This is a genomic window from Salmonella sp. K21076 (assembly GCF_039650795.1).
Classification (GTDB): domain Bacteria; phylum Pseudomonadota; class Gammaproteobacteria; order Enterobacterales; family Enterobacteriaceae; genus Salmonella; species Salmonella enterica.
The window spans coordinates 1-16,663 of the sequence record NZ_JBCLYA010000007.1; the positions used below are offsets into that span (position 1 = coordinate 1).

12 protein-coding genes and 3 pseudogenes are annotated in these 16,663 nt (G+C 54.5%); 5 read left to right on the plus strand and 10 right to left on the minus strand.

Annotated features, from left to right (window positions below; genetic code table 11):
- Positions 1-162 precede the first annotated feature (162 nt).
- The 3 genes from brnQ to phoB all read right to left on the minus strand — a co-directional run bounded on the left by brnQ (position 163) and on the right by phoB (position 3,945).
- Positions 163-1,482, minus strand: a complete 1,320-nt coding sequence (brnQ, locus tag AAYN39_RS02665) for a branched-chain amino acid transporter carrier protein BrnQ (protein ID WP_000149625.1) — start codon at positions 1,480-1,482, stop codon at positions 163-165.
- A gap of 408 nt (positions 1,483-1,890) precedes the next feature.
- Entirely contained in the window at positions 1,891-3,186 is a 1,296-nt protein-coding gene (phoR, locus tag AAYN39_RS02670) for a phosphate regulon sensor histidine kinase PhoR (protein ID WP_000893648.1), read from the minus strand.
- A gap of 69 nt (positions 3,187-3,255) precedes the next feature.
- Positions 3,256-3,945 carry a phosphate response regulator transcription factor PhoB gene (phoB, locus tag AAYN39_RS02675; protein WP_000113921.1) on the minus strand — a complete coding sequence of 230 codons (690 nt, stop codon included), beginning with the start codon at positions 3,943-3,945 and terminating at the stop codon, positions 3,256-3,258.
- 214 nt (positions 3,946-4,159) lie between these two features.
- On the opposite strand from phoB, the gene sbcD reads away from it, so the two are divergent.
- The 3 genes and pseudogenes from sbcD (at position 4,160) to araJ (ending at position 9,845) form a co-directional block, all read left to right on the plus strand.
- On the plus strand, positions 4,160-5,362 hold the full coding sequence (sbcD, locus tag AAYN39_RS02680) for an exonuclease subunit SbcD (RefSeq protein WP_001221246.1): 1,203 nt from the start codon (positions 4,160-4,162) through the stop codon (positions 5,360-5,362).
- Positions 5,359-8,500, plus strand: a pseudogene (gene sbcC, locus AAYN39_RS02685) (exonuclease subunit SbcC). Before sbcD ends, sbcC begins: the two are co-directional and overlap by 4 nt.
- Positions 8,501-8,672: 172 nt before the next feature.
- Positions 8,673-9,845, plus strand: a pseudogene (gene araJ, locus AAYN39_RS02690) (MFS transporter AraJ).
- 19 nt (positions 9,846-9,864) lie between these two features.
- On the opposite strand, the gene mak reads toward araJ, so the two are convergent.
- Positions 9,865-10,773: a fructokinase gene (gene mak, locus AAYN39_RS02695; RefSeq protein ID WP_001219273.1), complete on the minus strand. Its 909-nt coding sequence runs from the start codon at positions 10,771-10,773 to the stop codon at positions 9,865-9,867.
- A 125-nt stretch (positions 10,774-10,898) separates the two neighbouring features.
- Between mak and rdgC the strand changes: the two genes are divergently transcribed.
- Positions 10,899-11,810, plus strand: a complete 912-nt coding sequence (rdgC, locus tag AAYN39_RS02700; protein WP_000964305.1) for a recombination-associated protein RdgC — start codon at positions 10,899-10,901, stop codon at positions 11,808-11,810.
- Positions 11,811-11,847: 37 nt separating this feature from the next.
- Here the strand turns inward: rdgC and ppnP are convergent, their stop codons facing one another.
- The 5 genes and pseudogenes from ppnP to AAYN39_RS02725 form a co-directional block, all read right to left on the minus strand.
- On the minus strand, positions 11,848-12,132 hold the full coding sequence (gene ppnP, locus AAYN39_RS02705) for a pyrimidine/purine nucleoside phosphorylase (protein ID WP_000941953.1): 285 nt from the start codon (positions 12,130-12,132) through the stop codon (positions 11,848-11,850).
- 70 nt (positions 12,133-12,202) lie between these two features.
- A pseudogene (locus AAYN39_RS02710) lies at positions 12,203-12,887 on the minus strand (AroM family protein).
- Positions 12,888-13,137: 250 nt separating this feature from the next.
- On the minus strand, positions 13,138-13,329 hold the full coding sequence (gene yaiA / locus AAYN39_RS02715) for a protein YaiA (protein ID WP_001143161.1): 192 nt from the start codon (positions 13,327-13,329) through the stop codon (positions 13,138-13,140).
- A gap of 26 nt (positions 13,330-13,355) precedes the next feature.
- Positions 13,356-13,901 (minus strand): shikimate kinase AroL, encoded by a 546-nt coding sequence (aroL, locus tag AAYN39_RS02720; protein WP_000983569.1) that lies wholly within the window; start codon positions 13,899-13,901, stop codon positions 13,356-13,358.
- 184 nt (positions 13,902-14,085) lie between these two features.
- Positions 14,086-14,541, minus strand: coding sequence for a YaiI/YqxD family protein (locus AAYN39_RS02725; RefSeq protein ID WP_000158137.1), 456 nt, complete (start codon positions 14,539-14,541; stop codon positions 14,086-14,088).
- A 139-nt stretch (positions 14,542-14,680) separates the two neighbouring features.
- Between AAYN39_RS02725 and proC the strand changes: the two genes are divergently transcribed.
- Positions 14,681-15,490, plus strand: a complete 810-nt coding sequence (gene proC, locus AAYN39_RS02730; RefSeq protein WP_000412190.1) for a pyrroline-5-carboxylate reductase — start codon at positions 14,681-14,683, stop codon at positions 15,488-15,490.
- 14 nt (positions 15,491-15,504) lie between these two features.
- Here proC and adrA read toward each other — a convergent pair whose 3' ends face one another.
- Positions 15,505-16,617 (minus strand): diguanylate cyclase AdrA, encoded by a 1,113-nt coding sequence (adrA, locus tag AAYN39_RS02735; protein WP_000484099.1) that lies wholly within the window; start codon positions 16,615-16,617, stop codon positions 15,505-15,507.
- Between the last annotated feature and the right edge of the window lie 46 nt (positions 16,618-16,663).

Here is a 16,663-nt window from a genome sequence, read left to right on the forward strand (position 1 = left end):
TTGCAGTTGCCAGACCGCAAGATGTTTTAACAAATCAAAAGGGGTTTTAATAACTGGCTTAAAGCTGAAAGCTTTCCGGAACCCCCAGCCTAGCTGGGGGTTTTCCATAGACAAAAAACCACGGGGCGTTAAGCCCCGTGGTGTACACATATGTCAGCGATTTTAGTGAGCGCTGGAGGTCACCTGCCGACCCGCCGCGCGATCCCAGATAATCGCCAGGATCACCATCACCACCGTTGGCATCAACCACGCCAGTCCCTGTTCCGCCAGCGGCAAACGCTGACTCCAGGCTGGCAGCATATCGCCAAAGGCAGATGCTTTGATGCCGTCAAGGATACCAAAAAGCAGGCTGATAAACATGGCCGGCGCGATGATACGGGTGGAATTATGCCACCATGAGCGGGTAAAACTTAATACAACCAGTGCGATACACGGCGGATAGATAGCCGTCAGCACCGGAATGGAGATTTGAATCAGATGGCTCAGTCCGAGATTTGACACCACCATAGAGAAGCCGCCGAGAATAAAGACCAGCGTGCGGTAAGACAGCGGAATATACTGCGCGAAAAACTCAGCGCAGGCGCAGGTCAGCCCCACCGCCGTCACCAGACACGCGATAAAGATCAGCGCCGCCAGCAGGAAGCTTCCCGCGCCGCCAAAGGTATGCTGAACGTAGGCATGAAGAATCGCCGCGCCGTTCGCTGACTGATCGACCAGCGTCGCGCTGTCAGAACCTAAGCGAAACAAGGCAAGGTAAAGCAGCGTCAGCCCCACGCCCGCCATCAGGCCGGCCCAGACCGTGTAACGCGTCAACAGGCGCGCTTCGGTCACGCCGCGAGAACGCGCCGCGTTCACAATAACGATACCAAACACCATCGCGCCCAGCGTATCCATCGTCAGATAGCCGTTCACAAATCCGTTAGAAAAGGCCGCATTCTGATAAGCGTCCAGGGCGTTGCTGATTGGACCGGCAGGCCAAACGATAGCCGCGACGGACAGGATGACCAGCGCAATAATTTTCAACGGCGCCAGGAAATTCCCTACCGTATCCAGCAGCTTACCCGGATAGAGGGAAACCAGAATAACGATAGCGAAATAGACCACGCTGTAAATCAGCAACGGCATTGCAGAATCGCCGGTCAACGGAGCGATACCGACCTCAAACGACACCGTCGCGGTACGCGGCGTCGCAAATAACGGCCCGACGGCCAGATAGCAAACGGTCGCCAGCAGGAGTCCCGCCACTTTACCAATCGGCGTACTGAGGCTGTCTACGCCGCCGCCGACTTTCGCCAGCGCCACAACAGTAAGAACCGGTAGCCCTACGGCGGTAATCAGAAAGCCAATAGCGGCTGTCCAGACGTGTTCACCCGCCTGCAAACCGACCATAGGAGGAAAGATAATATTGCCTGCGCCAACGAACAGCGCAAATGTCATAAAGCCCAGGGCGATGATATCGCGCGATTTTAACTGATGGGTCATAAAGTCTTACTGCCTGTGGATGGTGATGTTGTAAACATTAAAATTTTTGCCTTTCCCGGAGGATTATAAAGCGGCGTTTTTTATCAATTTCAGCGGGAAAAACTCCCGGACCGATGCGGCGAAGAATTGTTTTTCGATTTACCGCGCAAATGCAGTCGTAATGACAGCACCTGAAGCGCAATTTAAACGCTTATAACGTTTTAAAGCAAGGTGGGATCTAAAAACCAGATGAATATCGCGATATGAAATTTACAACCAGAATAAAACACCATTCTCATGAAAAAGTTATGGCTAATCATGCGAACAAAAAATCACCAAACGTTGAATGTTTCAACGAGCCCGTCTTAACTGCAAAGAAAATAAGCCAGCATCCGCTGGCTTATGGAAAGTTATACTTACGAAAGGCAATTAATCACTATTTTTGGCAATTAAACGTTCCGGCAGCACAAAGCTAAATCGCGTTCCTTTGCCAGGCGAACTGTCGATTTCAAGGCGGCTTTCATGGTGATTCAACGCATGTTTCACAATCGCCAATCCCAGGCCGCTGCCGCCCGTTTGCCGCGAACGCGCTTTATCGACGCGGTAGAAGCGTTCGGTCAGACGAGGAATATGCTCGGCAGCAATCCCCGGACCGTTATCTTGAATGCAAAATTCAGCGCCATGCGCGGCACGTCGCCAGCTCACCGTAATATGCGTTCCCGCCGGCGTATGGTTTACTGCGTTATATACCAGGTTTGAGATCGCGCTACGTAGCTGCTCTTCATTGCCCAGAACGCTAAGACTATCGTCGACCGCAAACGTAAAGGTATGTTTCTGCTGGCTGAGCGTCTGCGCTTCACGCTCCACGACCCGCAGCATCATCGGTACATCCACTTTTTCATTTAATAACAGCGCCGGGGCCACCTCAATTTTAGACAGCGTAAGCAGTTGTTTTACCAGCCCTTCCATACGATACGTTTGCTCGCGCATCGTATGCAGCGCTTTCTCTCGCGTCGCCCCTTCCAGCGCCTGTTCCTGCATCATTTCCAGATAGCCTTGCAATACCGTCAATGGCGTACGCAACTCATGGCTAACGTTGGCGAAAAAGTTACGTCTGGCGCCTTCAAGCTGATGCATTTGCGTCACATCGCGCGCCACCATCAGGAGTTGTTTATCGGTATAAGGCATGACGCGGATCTCCAGATGCCGCCCGGTATTGAGCACCAAATGAAGCGGACGGGTGAAATCACGCGTTTTTAAATACTGGGTAAACTCCGGATAACGCAGTAGATTGAGAATATTCTGCCCGTTGTCATCCGGCCAGCGTAGCCCCAGTATCTGTTGCGCCAAACCGTTACACCAAAAAATGCCGCCCTCTTCTGTGGTCAGTACCACGGCATCAGGCAGCGACTCCGCGCCGCTGCGAAAACGTTTAATCAGGTTCCCCAGCTCGCGGCGACGCTTCTTATTTCGCAACTGCATCTGGTGTAAACCGTATAACAGCGGTTCCCAACTTCCCCGCCCCGGCGGCGGCGTCATACTTCTGTCGACCCAAAGCCACCAGGAGAGGCGTAACAAATTCCAGAAATGCCAGACAAGCAGTCCCGTCACCGCCGCCAGTAAAAACCACGGCAGATAACCAAAAAAAGCGCTAAGGATAAGCGCGGGGATGCAACAGAGCACCAGCTCCAGCACCAGCCTTTTCCATGACAGCCGTTCCAGCACGCGTCATACTCCCTCAAGAATGGAAAGCCTTCTCCGCCAGAAACCTGTGATCAACTGGCGGAAAAGGCATTAAAAGCGGGTCGAAAAACGATACCCTGTCCCGCGTACCGTTTGCACCATCCGGTCGTGGCCGCTGTGCTCCAGCGCCTTACGCAAACGGCGAATATGCACGTCGACCGTCCGGTCTTCAACGTACACATTGGTGCCCCAGACATGATTGAGCAGCTGTTCGCGGCTGTAAACCCGTTCCGGGTGCGTCATAAAGAAATGGAGTAATTTAAATTCGGTCGGCCCCATATCCAGCGGGCTGTCGCCGGTCATCACGCGGTGAGAGCCAGGATCAAGGCTCAGTCCCTGCATCTCGATCACCTCTTCGACCGCCATCGGCGAGATACGCCGCATAACGGCTTTAATGCGCGCCACCAACTCCTTGGGGGAAAACGGCTTGGTAATGTAATCGTCAGCGCCGGTTTCCAGCCCGCGCACACGATCTTCTTCCTCACCTCTCGCGGTCAGCATAACCACAGGAATATCCCGGGTCATGGCCTCACGTTTGAGATGTTTAATAAACTGTAACCCTGACCCGCCGGGCAACATCCAGTCAAGAAGGATGAGATCCGGCCAGGGTTCATTAAGTTTATTCACCGCACTGTCATAATCTTCGGCTTCTACGGGCTGAAAGCCATTTTGTTCGAGCACGAAGCACACCATTTCACGGATCGGCGCCTCATCTTCTACGACCAGAATACGTCTCGCCATAATTTGCCCTGTTAGTCGTTAGTTATCAATGCCGCGCCATTATGCGTCAGATTTATGACAGATTTATGAAAAAAAAAGGCGGCATTGACAGCATGTTGATGATTTATGACACCGGTGAAACCGTGCATTACCGTGTACCGGCGGTAAATTGCGCCCAAAAATGGAGGGGATGACGTGTATAATCCCGTTCACGCTTTTTTTGCATGGAACAATTATGCGCATCCTCCACACCTCTGACTGGCATCTGGGACAAAACTTCTACAGTAAAAGCCGCGCCGCGGAGCATCAGGCTTTTCTGGACTGGCTGCTGGAGACCGCGCAGGCCCATCAGGTGGATGCCATTATTGTCGCTGGCGATATTTTTGATACCGATTCGCCGCCAAGCTATGCCCGAGAACTTTATAACCGTTTCGTCGTTAATTTACAGCAAACGGGCTGTCATCTGGTGGTGCTGGCCGGTAATCATGATTCCGTCGCCACGCTAAACGAATCGCGCGACATTCTGGCGTTTCTCAATACAACCGTGATCGCCAGCGCGGGCTATGCGCCTCGGCTACTTCATCGTCGCGACGGGTCTCCGGGCGCCGTACTGTGCCCCATTCCCTTTTTGCGCCCGCGCGACATTATTACCAGTCAGGCGGGATTATCCGGCAGCGAGAAACAGCAGCAACTTCTTCATGCAATTGCCGATTATTATCAACAGCAGTATCAGGAAGCGTGCCTGCTACGCGGCGAACGAAAGCTGCCGGTTATCGCAACGGGACATTTAACCACCGTCGGCGCCAGCAAAAGCGATGCGGTTCGCGACATTTATATCGGTACGCTGGATGCCTTTCCGGCGCAGCATTTCCCCCCTGCGGATTATATCGCATTGGGACACATTCACCGCGCGCAATGTGTCGGCGGCACAGAGCATATCCGCTATTGCGGCTCGCCCATCGCCCTCAGCTTTGATGAGTGCGGCAAAAGCAAATGCGTGCATCTGGTGACCTTCGACCAGGGAAAATGGCAAAGTACCGAAAGTCTGGCTGTCCCCGTGACTCAACTGTTGGCGGTTTTAAAAGGCGACCTGGCGTCAATTACCGAACAGCTTGAGCAGTGGCGCGGCGTTGAGCAATCGCCCCCCGTCTGGCTGGATATTGAAATCACCACCGATGATTATCTGCATGATATCCAACGCAGAATACAGGCATTAACGGAGTCACTCCCCGTAGAGGTATTACTGGTGCGCCGTAGCCGCGAACAGCGTGAGCGCTCGCTGGCGAACGAGCGGCGGGAAACATTAAGCGAGCTTAGCGTGGAAGAGGTTTTTGCGCGGCGTCTGGCGCTGGAAGCGTTAGATACCCCGCAGCGCGAGCGCCTGAATCAGCTCTTTTCCAGCACGCTCTACGCGTTGAATGAGGAGCATGAGGCATGAAAATTCTCAGTTTGCGTCTGAAAAACCTGAACTCGCTGAAAGGAGAATGGAAGGTCGACTTTACCGCCGAACCGTTTGCCAGTAACGGGTTATTCGCCATTACCGGCCCGACCGGCGCGGGAAAAACCACCTTGCTTGACGCCATCTGCCTGGCGCTGTACCACGAAACGCCGCGCCTGAATACGGTATCGCAATCGCAAAACGATTTGATGACGCGCGATACGGCGGAATGTCTGGCCGAAGTGGAGTTTGAGGTAAAAGGCGAAGCCTGGCGCGCGTTCTGGAGCCAGAACCGAGCCCGAAATCGGCCTGACGGCAATCTCCAGGCCCCACGCGTGGAGCTGGCGCGGTGTTCAGACGGAAAGATCTTTGCCGATAAGGTAAAGGATAAACTGGAGATGATCGCCACGTTGACCGGGCTGGACTACGGGCGCTTCACCCGTTCAATGTTGTTATCACAGGGGCAGTTCGCCGCCTTTCTTAACGCCAAAGCGAAAGAGCGCGCAGAGCTTCTGGAGGAGCTCACCGGCACTGAGATTTACGGGCAGATCTCCGCACAGGTATTTGAAAAACATAAATCAGCCCGTCTCGAACTGGAAAAGTTACAAGCGCAGGCCAGCGGCGTCGCCCTATTGGCGGACGAACAGTTACAGCAACTGGAAGCCAGTTTGCAGGCGCTTACTGACGAAGAGAAACGCCTGCTGGCCGACCAGCAGGGACAGCAGCAGCACCTTCACTGGCTGACCCGAAAAAACGAGCTCCACACTGAATTACACGCCCGACAGCAGGCGCTGTACGCGGCGCAAGAGGCGCGAGAAAAAGCGCAGCCGCAGCTCGCGGCGCTGACGCTGGCGCAACCTGCTCGCCAGTTGCGTCCGCATTGGGAGCGCATTCAGGAACAAACCCGCGCCGTTGAGCGTGTTCGCCAGCACAGTGATGAAGTGAATGCTCGCTTACAAAGCGCGTATCGCCTGCGCCAGCGTATCCGCGCCTGCGCGCATCGACAATTCACGCAACTGAACGCCACAGGGCAGCGGTTGAAGACATGGCTGGCGGAACACGACGGCATCCGCGTCTGGCGCAGCGAACTGGCGGGGTGGCGAGCATTATTAACACAACAATCCCACGACCGGGCGCAACTGAGCCAATGGCAACAGCAGTTGCTGAGCGATATGCGTCAGCGTGATGCGCTACCGCCGCTCACGCTCGACCTCACGCCACAGGCGCTGGCGGAAGCCAGGGCATTGCATACCCGGCAGCGTCCGCTACGCCATCGTCTCGCCGCGCTTCAGGGGCAAATTCTCCCGAAACAAAAGCGTCAGGCGCAGCTACAGGCAGCTATCGCGCGTCATCATCAGGAGCAGACGCAATACACCCAACGTCTGGCAGATAAGCGCCTGAGTTATAAGACTAAAGCGCAGGAGCTTGCGGACGTTCGCACTATTTGCGAGCAGGAGGCGCGCATCAAAGATCTGGAAAGCCAGCGGGCGCACTTACAGTCCGGCCAGCCGTGTCCGCTTTGCGGCTCGACGACGCACCCCGCCATCGCCGCCTATCAGGCGCTGGAACTGAGCGCGAATCAAACCCGCCGCGACGCGCTGGAAAAAGAGGTCAAAACGCTGGCGGAAGAAGGCGCTGCGCTGCGAGGACAGTTAGATGCCTTAACGCAACAATTACAGCGGGATGAAAGCGAGGCGCAGTCGTTGTTGCAGGAGGAGCAAGCGCTTACTGAGGAATGGCAAACGCTGTGCGCTACGCTGGGCGTTCAGCTCCAGCCGCAAGAAGACCTCGCTGGCTGGCTGACCGCCGCGGAAGAGCATGAGCAACAGTTGGATCAGCTCAGCCAGCGTCATGCTCTACAAACGCAAATCGCGGCGCATACTGAACAGGTAGCGCGCTTTACCGCGCAGATTGCACAGCGTCAGGCGTCGCTGACGGCTGATTTGGCGCAGTATACGCTTTCCCTTCCTGCGCCAGAAGACGAGGCATCCTGGCTGAATGAGCGCGCCGACGAAGCGAAAATATGGCAACAGCGTCAGACAGAGTTCGCGGATTTGCAAACGCAGATCGACAGGCTTGCCCCGTTGCTGGAGACGCTACCGCAAACGGATACCGCGGATTCCGACGACGACGTGCCGCTGGATAACTGGCGGCAGACGCATGATGAGTGCGTGTCATTACAAAGCCAGTTGCAAACCCTGCAGGAACAGACGACGCAGGAACAGCAGCGCGCCGCCGAGGCGATAGCGCACTTTGATGCGGCGTTAAAAAATAGCCCGTTTGACAGCCAGGCAACGTTCCTGGCGGCGTTGCTGGATGAAGAGACCGTGACCCGTCTGGAAAAACAACAACAAACGCTGGAAAGTCAGCTACAACAAGCGAAGGCGTTAAGCGCGCAGTCCGCGCAGGCGCTGGCTGACCATCAGCAACAGCCACCCGCCGGTCTGGACCCAACGTGTACGGCGGAGCAGCTCGCGCAGCGGCTGGCGCAGTTGGCGCAACAACTGCGCGAGAACACGACACGCCAGGGGGAAATCCGCCAGCAAATTAAACAGGATGCAGATAATCGGCAGCGCCAACGGGCGCTGATGGCGGAAATGAAGCAAGCCTCTCAGCAAGTGGAAGACTGGGGCTATCTCAATGCGCTGATCGGCTCTAAAGAAGGTGATAAGTTCCGCAAATTCGCCCAGGGACTGACGCTGGATAATCTGGTCTGGCTGGCGAATCATCAGCTCACCCGCCTGCATGGCCGCTATTTATTGCAGCGCAAAGCCAGCGACGCGCTGGAACTGGAGGTTGTCGATACCTGGCAGGCCGACGCCGTGCGCGATACGCGAACGTTATCAGGCGGCGAAAGCTTCCTGGTCAGCCTGGCGCTGGCGCTGGCGTTATCAGATTTGGTCAGCCATAAAACGCGCATTGATTCCTTGTTCCTGGACGAAGGCTTCGGCACGCTTGATAGCGAAACGCTGGACGCCGCGCTGGATGCGCTCGACGCGCTGAATGCCAGCGGGAAGACCATCGGTGTGATTAGCCACGTGGAAGCCATGAAAGAACGTATCCCCGTGCAGATAAAAGTGAAAAAAAATCAATGGGCTTGGTTATAGCAAACTGGACAAAGCGTTTGCCGTGGAGTAACGCGAGTGTCATCCTGCGCACAGCATACCGTCATGACATAGCATAATAATGAATACACAAAGACGAATAAGGAATGGTATTACCTCGCGCTTATCCGCAAGCTATACGTTGATTGGCTGTGACAATTCATAGCCACAGCGCGCGACATGCGTCTTCATTTTCGGCAGGTGGTATGAAAAAAGTTATTTTTTCTTTGGCGCTGGGTACGTTCGGACTGGGGATGGCCGAGTTTGGCATTATGGGCGTGCTGACGGAGCTGGCACGCGATGTCGGGATAACGATTCCCGCCGCCGGGCATATGATCTCGTTTTACGCCTTCGGCGTCGTGCTGGGCGCGCCTGTAATGGCGCTCTTTTCCAGCCGCTTTTCGCTTAAACATATACTGCTGTTTCTGGTCATACTGTGCGTGATGGGCAATGCCATATTTACCTTTTCCTCGTCATATCTGATGCTCGCCGTCGGCAGACTGGTTTCCGGCTTTCCACACGGCGCCTTTTTTGGCGTCGGTGCCATTGTCTTGTCAAAGATTATCCGCCCCGGGAAGGTCACCGCCGCCGTCGCGGGTATGGTTTCAGGGATGACGGTGGCGAATCTGGTGGGCATTCCGTTCGGCACTTACCTGAGCCAGGAATTTAGCTGGCGCTACACCTTTTTATTGATCGCGGTTTTCAACATCGCCGTGCTCACCGCGATTTTCTTCTGGGTGCCGGATATTCGCGACAAAGCCCAAGGCAGCCTGCGCGAGCAGTTCCACTTCTTGCGTAGCCCCGCGCCGTGACTCATTTTCGCCGCCACGATGTTCGGCAATGCGGGCGTTTTTGCCTGGTTCAGCTATATCAAGCCATTTATGATGTACATCTCCGGTTTTTCGGAGACGAGCATGACGTTTATTATGATGCTGGTCGGGCTGGGGATGGTGTTAGGCAATCTGTTAAGCGGCAAACTCTCCGGTAGATATACGCCGCTGCGCATCGCGGTAGTGACTGACCTCGTTATCGTGCTCTCTCTCATGGCGCTCTTTTTCTTCAGCGGATACAAAACGGCATCGCTGACTTTCGCGTTTATCTGCTGTGCTGGTCTGTTTGCGCTCTCTGCGCCGCTGCAAATCCTGCTGCTGCAAAACGCCAAAGGCGGCGAACTGCTGGGCGCGGCGGGAGGGCAAATCGCGTTTAATCTCGGTAGCGCGATTGGCGCCTGGTGCGGCGGGCTGATGCTGACGCTAGGTTTTGCGTACCACTATGTGGCGCTTCCCGCCGCCCTGCTCTCGTTTTCCGCCATGTCGTCGTTGCTGGTATACGGACGTCTAAAACACAAGCAGCCATCGGTCACGCCGGTTGCCGGATGACGCCATCCGGCTAGAAACGTTACGCCAGCGGCCACAGCCAGGCCGCGCCGCGCACGCCGCTCGAATCGCCATGCCGCGCCTTACGTACCGGCGTCTCGCACTCGCCGCCAAAAACAAACGATTTCATCAGCGACGGAACCGTTTTGTACAGGCGCTCAACATTGCTCATACCGCCGCCCAGCACAATGACATCCGGATCCAGAATATTCACGACATGAGATAATGCCTTCGCCAGCCGTAGCTCATAACGGCTTATCGCCAGTTCCGCCACGGCGTCCTGCGCGTCGACCAGACGAATAATCTCATCGCCTTTTAGCGTTTTACCGCTCAAACGCTGGTAATCCGTGGCGAATCCCGTACCGGAAATAAAGGTTTCGATACAGCCTTGTTTACCGCAATAACAGGGAATTTCTTCGCGGTAACGCAACTCATCGTCATCCATCCACGGCAACGGATTGTGGCCCCATTCGCCTGCCGTACCGTTGCCGCCGATGTGCGCCCGGCCATTTAGCGCTACGCCCGCGCCGCACCCGGTACCGATAATCACCGCAAATACCGTTTGCGCCCCCGCCGCCGCGCCATCTACCGCCTCTGATACCGCCAGGCAATTGGCATCGTTGGCTAACCGCACTTCACGCTTCAGACGACGGCTCACATCGCTATCGAACGGCTGGCCGTTAAGCCACGTAGAGTTAGCGTTTTTTACCACGCCGGTGTAAGGCGAGAGAGAACCGGGAATGCCAATGCCAACGCTACCGGTCTGGCCGGTCGCCTGTTCCGCCATGTCGACCAGCGTAGCGATGGTTTCTATCGTTTGCTGATAATCCTCCCGCGGCGTAGGCAGACGATGGCGAAACCGCTGCTCTCCTGCATCATCAAGCGCAATGACTTCCGTTTTTGTGCCGCCTAAATCGATACCAATACGCACATACCGCTCCTCATTTTTTGGGAATATCAACAGGGTAGAATTCACCGTTCTGATTGGCAATGCAAGCCTGCCGACAATTCGTTACTATACCGACTGGATTTAACGACAAGGCCGTGGAAATTATCATGCTGTGGTTCAAAAATTTAATGGTTTACCGTCTTAGCCGCGATATCACATTACGCGCCGAAGAGATGGAGAAACAGCTCGCCTCAATGACGTTTACCCCATGCGGTAGCCAGGATATGGCCAAAATGGGCTGGGTTCCGCCGATGGGCTCTCACAGCGATGCGTTAACGCACACCGCCAATGGCCAAATTATTATTTGCGCGCGCAAAGAAGAGAAAATCCTGCCATCGCCAGTGATCAAACAGGCACTGGAGGCGAAAATCCAGAAACTGGAAGCCGATCAGGGACGCAAGCTGAAGAAGACGGAAAAAGATTCCCTGAAGGATGAAGTGTTGCATTCGTTGCTGCCGCGCGCGTTTAGCCGCTTCAGTCAGACAATGATGTGGATTGATACCGTTAACGGCCTGATTATGGTTGACTGCGCCAGCGCGAAAAAAGCGGAAGATACTTTGGCGCTACTGCGTAAAAGTCTTGGCTCGCTGCCGGTCGTCCCGCTGGCGCTGGAAAATCCGATTGAGCTGACGCTCACCGAGTGGGTGCGCTCCGGTACGGTCGCTCAGGGTTTCCAGTTGCTGGACGAAGCCGAATTGAAAGCGATGCTGGAAGATGGCGGCGTGATCCGCGCGAAAAAGCAGGATCTGGTCAGCGACGAGATCGCCGTTCATATTGAAGCGGGTAAAGTGGTCACGAAGCTGGCGCTCGACTGGCAGCAGCGTATTCAATTCGTCATGTGCGACGACGGCTCCATTAAGCGTCTGAAATTCTGCGATGAGCTGCGCGATCAGAACGAAGATATCGACCGGGAAGATTTTGCCCAACGTTTTGATGCGGACTTTATCCTGATGACCGGCGAGCTGGCGGCGCTGATTCAAAGCCTGGTGGAAGGATTAGGCGGCGAAGCGCAGCGCTAACCAGAGGGTCCCTCTCCGCCGGAGAGGGGACTCACCGTTACAAATAGCGGCACAGATACGAGGTGGGCTCAGCGACCTGTAGATGAAACTCGCTGTGGCCAGGCACGTTAAACACCTCACCGGCTGTATACACTTTCCATTCGACAGTTCCCGGCAACAGTACCTTCAACGCGCCGCTCACAACCGTCATCTCTTCGGGTTCGGCGGTGCCAAATGTATACTCCCCTTCCGCCATCACACCAACGCTGGCCCGGCCGGTGCTACTGCTGGTAAATCCAATAGACTTCACTTTCCCGGAAAAGTATTCATTGCTTTGTAGCATAATCAGGCCCCGTCTCATTATTAAATTAACACCCAATATAGAGTCCTGACGTTCGGCCTGTCACGTAAAATTAGACAAGCAGTTCTGAAGCTAACCGCGCAATCAAAACATTAGAGAGTAAAACCGGCACATCCAGCGCCTGCTGTAAAATATCCCGATGACGCTGATGAAAACCCAGACAATCCAGCATAATGACGTCCGCGCCTTGATCCAGTAGCGCCTGCCCGGCATCAATTAACTGTTGCTCAGAACCGTGAACCGGATTCGCCAGCGAATACACCGGCGGCATTTGCAATACCTGCCATTTTTTCTCCTGGGCCGCCAGAAGTTCTGCAACAGGCACAATCGCGCCCACCTGATGTCCATCCACAATAGAGGCGACAAGCGGTGGAATAATACGCAGCGGTTCAAGCAAAATAGAATTACGGGCTGCCGTACTTTTAATCGCCGCGGTGCTCATCAGTATAATGACATCGTAACCCTGATTATCCAGCACCTCGACAACGCTCTGTAAATCTCGCTCCACTTTCTGGCGGGAAACATGGGCTATCTGGTTATCATTCAGCAACGTCAAAAGCAGATCGTCGCCAGGCTCTACAGCGTAATCCGCCATAACGTCTTCCCGGCTCATTTTTCCCAGCAGGCTATGATGGGTTATGGGTTATGTGTTGTTCGTCGATGTATTCCGTCAGAAGCGGTAACACTTCGCTCATTGGCACAACGCCGATTGTGAGGATTGCCAACGACGCACTCATTTTTATTCCACCTTATTACTTCGTCGTAATTCCCGGGCAAATATTCACACGCTCACCGCGCTACCTGCCCTACAAATCTCAGAAAGCGTAGCAGCAGATGAGCAACGTATTGTGTAAAGATTCCAAATAACTCCAATATTGTATTGTTATCGCTTAATTTATGGTTTTAGTTGCCAGTATAAATGTTTCAAGAATGTGATGGAGATACAATTTAGGGGTACTCAGAATCCCTTCCGAGTGGTTCATGCGTCTATGATTTATCCGGATCTTCGTAACGTTTTTTCGCATCCATCGCTTCTTCTGCGGTCGGATGCTCGCTGATGAGCGAATCAGGTTTCGGATGGTCAGCCCGTAGCTGATACCACGTCACCGTCTGGCCCGGCGTGCCTTTTTCAATGGTGACGATATAAGCTTCCCGCGGATAAGGTGGTCTGGTTGGCATAGCGTTTCCTTTATTCTGGGTGAGCGTTAAGTATAGACATCTCCCTGTAACCGTTGCGTCGACGGCGGCAGCGCCGCAATAATTTCAGAAACGACCTGGGCCGGCGCTTTCGTCGCGTCAATAATGTAATGCGCCGTTTCGCGATACAACGCGTCACGCTGCTCAAGCACTTCCCGAACCTCTTCGCTCAACGGCTTGCCGGTGAGGGTCGGGCGCAGATCCGCTTCAGGTTCAGCCTCAAGCCGGTTAACCAGCGTGGATACCGGCGCGCACAGATAAATCACTACGCCAACACGGTGCATATAACGTCGGTTATACTCCGTGAGAATAATACCGCCTCCCGTCGCCACGACAGTCGAAGGCGCGCTTACCGCCTCCAGGGCCGCGGTTTCCCGGGCGCGGAACCCTCCCCAGCCTTCTTTTTCAACGATATCAGCGACGCTCATCTGCACGTGCGATTGCAGCCAGCGGTCGGTATCTGCAAACCGAAAACCGGTTGCCTGCGCCAGCGCCATACCGATGGTGGTTTTCCCACAGCCCCGCGGGCCAACAAGATAAAGAGGTTGCATCATAGCAGGCGTTCCCCCAGGAACTGCGCATACGCAGGATTTGATATCAGTAATGTTATAATCATATCATCTAACTAGTACAACGCATAAATGTAAATAATAATTTACACAAAGGTACTAAAGTCACAATATTAGTACTATAGCAAGAATCAGAAATGAATAAACTGTAAATTTTTCATTACATGATTTATTTTTTACGCTGGCTTTCCAGCCACCACTTATCCAGCTCGGCGGCAAAATGCTGACGATCGCGCGGCGAGAGAGTGTTTGGTCCCCCCGTTTGTACGCCGCTGGCGCGTAGCGTGTCCATAAAGTCACGCATCGTCAGACGTTCGCGAATCGTGGCGTCGCTATAGCGTTCTCCCCGGGGATTAAGAGCCGCAGCGCCTTTTTCCAGCACTTCAGCCGCCAGCGGAATATCCGCGGTAATCACCAGATCGCCCGCTTCGCATTGACGCACAATTTCATTGTCCGCCACGTCAAACCCGGCGGCCACGCGAAGCGTGCGGATAAAACGCGAAGGCGGCACGCGCAAGGCCTGATTGGCAACCAGAATAAGCGGCAACTGCATCCGCTCGGCGGCGCGGTACAAAATTTCTTTAATGACATTCGGACACGCATCCGCATCCACCCAGATGGTCATAATGTCTCCCGTACGGTATACAATCTTTTATTGTCTCGCGCTTTTGTCTTTCATCAAAGTGCTGTTTCTCCTTCTGCCCGTTTTCAATCCGCGTTAAGCTAACCATTCCCCATAACACACAAACATAGGGAGTGACGAGATGGAGAAGAAAATCGGTTTTATTGGCTGCGGTAATATGGGCAAGGCTATTCTTGGCGGACTGATTGCCAGCGGTCAGGTACTTCCCGGCCAGATCTGGGTCTACACCCCCTCCCCCGATAAAGTTGCCGCCCTGCATGATCAGTACGGCATTAATGCGGCGCAAAGCGCGCAGGAGGTCGCTCAGGTCGCGGATATCGTTTTCGGCGCGGTAAAACCGGGCATTATGGTGAAAGTGCTCAGTGAAATCTCCTCCAGCCTGAACAAAGACTCGCTGGTGGTCTCTATCGCCGCAGGCGTAACGCTTGATCAGCTTGCGCGCGCGCTGGGACACGACCGTAAAATCATTCGCGCTATGCCGAATACGCCGTCGCTGGTCAACGCAGGAATGACCTCCGTCACGCCCAACGCGCTGGTCACACCGGAAGATACGGCTGATGTGCTGAATATTTTCCGCTGCTTTGGCGAGGCGGAAGTGATTGCTGAGCCGATGATCCATCCGGTGGTTGGCGTGAGCGGATCTTCGCCGGCCTATGTCTTTATGTTTATCGAGGCGATGGCGGACGCTGCCGTTCTGGGCGGTATGCCTCGCGCTCAGGCTTATAAATTCGCCGCGCAGGCCGTCATGGGGTCGGCGAAAATAGTACTCGAAACCGGAAAGCATCCCGGCGAACTGAAAGATATGGTGTGCTCGCCTGGCGGAACGACGATTGAAGCCGTACGCGTTCTGGAAGAACGTGGCTTCCGCGCTGCGGTAATAGAAGCGATGACGAAATGTATGGAAAAATCAGAGGCGCTCAGTAAATCCTGAAGCCCGGCTGGACGTCATGCCGCCACTTCGGTGCGGTTACGTCCGGCATTCTTTGCTTTGTAAAGCGCCATATCCGCAGACTTTAACCATTCCCGATAATGACCGATTTGTGGCGTTAACGGCGCCACGCCCACGCTGATACGTAACATGACCTGCGGCGCGCCCGGCAAGCGTAAGGTATTTAGCCGTTCATGCACTCGCGACATGGCGGTAATCGCGCTGTCTGCCGGCGTTCCGCACATAATCACCGCAAATTCGTCGCCGCCAAAGCGCCCGATAATATCACTCCCGCGTAGCGTTATCTGTAATTGACGCGTCAGGGCGATAATAGCCTCATCCCCAGCATCATGTCCCCAGGTGTCGTTAATGCTCTTAAAATGATCGATATCGATAATCAACAATGTCGCCTCCCGATGGTGGCGTCGGCTGTGATCGAATTCATTACGTAATAAAATTTCCCAGTGGCGTCGGTTATAGACGCCGGTCATGCCATCCCGCGAACTCATCGCCTGCAAGCGTCGCTTATGTTCCGCTAATTTAATGGCCGTTTGATAACTTACCCAGGCGAACAGAAGCGGATACAACATAATGACGGGCAAAGAGAGCGTGACTTCCAGCGACGAGCTTCGCATCGCGACGGGTAGCCCGGTAAGCTGCAACGTCACCAGACATGACGCCAGCAAAAGGCCCATTCCGACAGTGAATAGCCGCCGCCCGCCAGCGCCCATCAGATTCATGCTCATCATCATAAACAGCGCGGCGGCAGGCAACATATTGACGCCCATCAACGCGATCCACATGCCGGAGAGGATCGCATCCACTTTCAGGTTGTAAATTTCCTGGCGTAGCGGATCAAGGGCTTTCGCCGCCCACTGCCACGCCAGATGCGGCCAGACAAAAGACCAGCCGACCAGCAATAACCACCAGCCGCCAAAGACAGGTTGCGACACTAACACGGCGGCCACCGGTAAAAGCATCCCCCCTAACCCCACCGCGCGCGGTAGCCTGATGCGCCGGGCGAAGCGCAATCCGGAGCGCTGACGATCATCAGAAGGGTCAGGCGGCGCTACCGCCTGCTCAACCGCTTTTCGGTAAAAATTTTCATCATTCATTATTTTTGGGAACATTTAGAAACAATTTTCCCAAATTATAGAAACAGAGCGCATGGAGGGA

Bases quoted from the DNA above. Each gene is read 5' to 3' on its own strand.
- sbcD (WP_001221246.1), top strand. From the start codon at position 4,160: ATGCGCATCCTCCACACCTCTGACTGGCATCTGGGACAAAACTTCTAC.
- ppnP (WP_000941953.1), bottom strand. From the start codon at position 12,132: ATGCTACAAAGCAATGAATACTTTTCCGGGAAAGTGAAGTCTATTGGA.
- rdgC (WP_000964305.1), top strand. From the start codon at position 10,899: ATGCTGTGGTTCAAAAATTTAATGGTTTACCGTCTTAGCCGCGATATC.
- phoB (WP_000113921.1), bottom strand. From the start codon at position 3,945: ATGGCGAGACGTATTCTGGTCGTAGAAGATGAGGCGCCGATCCGTGAA.
- aroL (WP_000983569.1), bottom strand. From the start codon at position 13,901: ATGATGCAACCTCTTTATCTTGTTGGCCCGCGGGGCTGTGGGAAAACC.
- AAYN39_RS02725 (WP_000158137.1), bottom strand. From the start codon at position 14,541: ATGACCATCTGGGTGGATGCGGATGCGTGTCCGAATGTCATTAAAGAA.
- yaiA (WP_001143161.1), bottom strand. From the start codon at position 13,329: ATGCCAACCAGACCACCTTATCCGCGGGAAGCTTATATCGTCACCATT.
- brnQ (WP_000149625.1), bottom strand. From the start codon at position 1,482: ATGACCCATCAGTTAAAATCGCGCGATATCATCGCCCTGGGCTTTATG.
- adrA (WP_000484099.1), bottom strand. From the start codon at position 16,617: ATGTTCCCAAAAATAATGAATGATGAAAATTTTTACCGAAAAGCGGTT.
- proC (WP_000412190.1), top strand. From the start codon at position 14,681: ATGGAGAAGAAAATCGGTTTTATTGGCTGCGGTAATATGGGCAAGGCT.